5 protein-coding genes are annotated in these 2,789 nt (G+C 54.6%); 1 reads left to right on the forward strand and 4 read right to left on the reverse strand.

All coding sequences use genetic code 11. The features are described from left to right. Window positions 1-21 precede the first annotated feature (21 nt). The 3 genes from IWX64_RS16685 to IWX64_RS16695 form a co-directional block, all read right to left on the reverse strand. Window positions 22-309, reverse strand: a complete 288-nt coding sequence (locus IWX64_RS16685) for a hypothetical protein (protein WP_196868247.1) — start codon at window positions 307-309, stop codon at window positions 22-24. A 33-nt stretch (window positions 310-342) separates the two neighbouring features. Next, window positions 343-1,002 carry an HAD-IA family hydrolase gene (locus tag IWX64_RS16690; RefSeq protein ID WP_196868248.1) on the reverse strand — a complete coding sequence of 220 codons (660 nt, stop codon included), beginning with the start codon at window positions 1,000-1,002 and terminating at the stop codon, window positions 343-345. A 202-nt stretch (window positions 1,003-1,204) separates the two neighbouring features. After that, window positions 1,205-1,408, reverse strand: coding sequence for a PLD nuclease N-terminal domain-containing protein (locus IWX64_RS16695; RefSeq protein WP_196868249.1), 204 nt, complete (start codon window positions 1,406-1,408; stop codon window positions 1,205-1,207). A gap of 148 nt (window positions 1,409-1,556) precedes the next feature. On the opposite strand from IWX64_RS16695, the gene IWX64_RS16700 reads away from it, so the two are divergent. Further along, complete coding sequence (locus tag IWX64_RS16700) at window positions 1,557-1,973, forward strand: hypothetical protein (RefSeq protein WP_196868250.1); 417 nt, start codon at window positions 1,557-1,559, stop codon at window positions 1,971-1,973. 46 nt (window positions 1,974-2,019) lie between these two features. Here IWX64_RS16700 and IWX64_RS16705 read toward each other — a convergent pair whose 3' ends face one another. After that, window positions 2,020-2,688: a hypothetical protein gene (locus IWX64_RS16705; protein ID WP_196868251.1), complete on the reverse strand. Its 669-nt coding sequence runs from the start codon at window positions 2,686-2,688 to the stop codon at window positions 2,020-2,022. Window positions 2,689-2,789 lie beyond the last annotated feature (101 nt).

Below are 2,789 nucleotides of genomic sequence, written 5' to 3' on the forward strand. Positions count from 1 at the left end.
CCCCACCGCGACACGATCGGCTCAGACAATGGCACCGGTCACTTCTCGGCCGACGATCATAGCTAAGAGGTCATCGAGAGTTCCGTGGCACTTCTCCAACTCAGGTAGGTGGTAGAACGTGCTGGTGGTCTCAAGGTTGTTGATGACTTCGTCCGGCGAATGCAGGATTGTCCTCCTGCCTTGAGCGATCGCGATGCCAAACTCAACATGGGTGCCCTTCCCGCCTGGAAGCAGGATCACGACGACGTCGGCACCCATCACTCCATCTCTCTCACGCTGCCCGATGGAGCGCAGATCCCCTAAGGCCACATTCTCGGTCGGGTCCACCGATGGGTTCGGCGATCAGCTGGGCCTCCCTCCGCAGGAGGCAATGAACTCCTCAAGAGCTCTGGCACCCCTAAAGTGGTGCGCATTAAATCCCAAACCTTCAGCGCTCCGAGTGTTGATCAGAGTGTCGTCGACGAAAAGGCAACGGTCAGCTGGGATACCGAGTTCCACAAGCACTGCCTTGAAAGATTCAGGAGAGGGTTTCGCTATGCCAATGACACTGGAGTTGAAGATTAGGTCAAATTCATCGGTGAGATCAAGGCATGACAAATCAGAGTCAAGTCGGGTCGTGGCATTACTAAACAGTGCGACGGTCCGCCGCTTTCGTACCCGTCGGACAATGTTGAGCACCACCTCATTGACCATTCCCGCATGGCTCGACCATTGCGCCACCGCCTTCTTGGCATCTGTTCCGTAATGCGTTTCCAATTTGTCAGAGATTTCTCCCCGCCATTGGCCATCCGTGATCGCCCCGGTAATTGCGTTCTGCAGCATTTTGGTATCGCCGAATGCCACCGCTGCGAGACTACCGGCGGGAAGGTTGTTGTCCCGTTCAGCATCGGCCATAATCGCTGGATCCCAAATCCTCAGGACACCATCGAGGTCAAGGACGAGAGCCTCGAGTGGTTTCGACAGGGCTTCGGACGTGGTCGCGGTGCCCGCATCATTTCCCATGACCAAAGGCTACCGGTTCGTGGGAGCGCGGAGTTTGGTGAGCTCGTCCCCCTCTGCATTCGTTCGATCACGGAGCTTCGGCCCGCCTTGCACCTCGCCTGCTGCCCTTTAGCCCATCCCCAATCACGACAACACACATCGTTGTCCAGCCTTCGGGCAAACCGATCCTATGTGGTGGAACAGTCAGTGGTAGCCGTCGCTACTAACGGGAGTTGACTAGAGGTTCGTTTACTGAGGGCGCGTCACGGCGCCCGAAGAGGAACCAGGCGACCGGGCCAAGGAAGGGGAAAACGAGCGTTGCCAACACCCAAACTGCTTTGGTGCTGGTAGCGAGGTGCTGGGAACGAAGTATGTCGATAAGTGCCGCTACGAAGAGCATCAGGGCCAGGATGGCGATTCCCAGCACGCTAAACTCCCAGGCATTCGGAACAAGAGGATTTGACCCCTCAATGGCTGGTGACAGCACCTAAAACCCCCATCGCGACAGCGTCTTTCTAGACGGAGCTTGAACGTATTCAACCCGAAGCATTAGATAGCAGCATACAGTTGGAAAATTGCCGGGATGCAGCGACTTCGAATCCCTCAATTCCCAGACGATCCTCGGCCGCTCGTTGATCATCCGGCCATACAGCAACTCCAGGAAGCCAAACGTGATTCCTTCAAAACAGATTGTGGTTGGCCAGTTCGTGGAGAACCTGTTGCCAGCGGAGCTGATACGTGATGATCCGGCATTCAAACGTGATGGGCTACCGGACGATTTATACGCCGGTCATCCAGGAGTCATCACGGATGCCACCCCGCAGCACGTGCTTGTTGATTGGGTAGGGCTTGAGGATATGTACATCAGCTTCGCAACCGGAACATCTGTCTATTACTTAGGTGGGCCCATCCACGGAATGTCCGTAATCTCCGAGGAGTACTACACACAGCGAAGTGAACGGATCCGGATGGGACTGCCACCGTTGCCCTAAACGGATCCCTTACTGGGGCATCTGGGTATAGAGCCTCACGAGACTCTTAGAAGGGCAGGTTGTTTGCCTGCATTGGATGCACGATGAGAATCCCGGTTACTTTCCCGGCGCCGTTGTAGGAAACCCGCCCAAGCCATTCGCCTGCTTCGTGATTAATTTCCGTTTGTCCTGTCAGGCCGCCACCGATGTACTGGTTCAGTTTCTGTGCAATAACATTCGTGCCATCGGCAGTTTGAATGGTGGTGTTGGAACAAAATTCGAACTGTCCGCTGTCTGCCACCACTTGGTCCCAAACGTCCATCACCTTTTTCTTGGTCAGGAGGCGGGAACAGGTGAAGGTCATCAGTGATTTTACCGAGCCGTAGTCGCCTCTGCTGAGGTGCGCAAAAATATCTTCGGTCCGCGATGTGAGGTCAATAATTGGGTTACCCATAGCTTCTTCTCCGATGTCTGTCGTTGAAATGGTTCCGAATCGCTTGAACGCCGCCTGTCGAGTGATGCCGAAAGCACTGCCTATGGCTTGCCATGACACACCTCGCACCCTGGCTACAGCAACGGAATTCTCCAAATGTGCTTGAGCTGCCCGCTCGATTTCGATACCAAGTTCGACTGCTTTGACCGCGTTCGTCTCACTTGTCGGTAGTGGTCCCAAGTTGGAGGCGTTTGTTAGCAGTTCAGAGAGCCGGTCAAGTGGGGATTCCCTACTTCCTGTCATGACTTAAACCTAACCCAGACATGTGAAATGTCAATCTATGATTGACAAGTCACTCTATGAGATGATTGAGGACAAAATCGTATCTCACAGTCCCGCAAGCC

The organism is Arthrobacter sp. CAN_A212, assembly GCF_015752345.1.
GTDB lineage: Bacteria > Actinomycetota > Actinomycetes > Actinomycetales > Micrococcaceae > Arthrobacter_D.

What these genes read in the sequence shown, in the direction of transcription:
- IWX64_RS16690 (WP_196868248.1), bottom strand. Translation starts at nt 1,002, where the DNA reads ATGGGAAATGATGCGGGCACCGCGACCACGTCCGAAGCCCTGTCGAAA.
- IWX64_RS16705 (WP_196868251.1), bottom strand. Translation starts at nt 2,688, where the DNA reads ATGACAGGAAGTAGGGAATCCCCACTTGACCGGCTCTCTGAACTGCTA.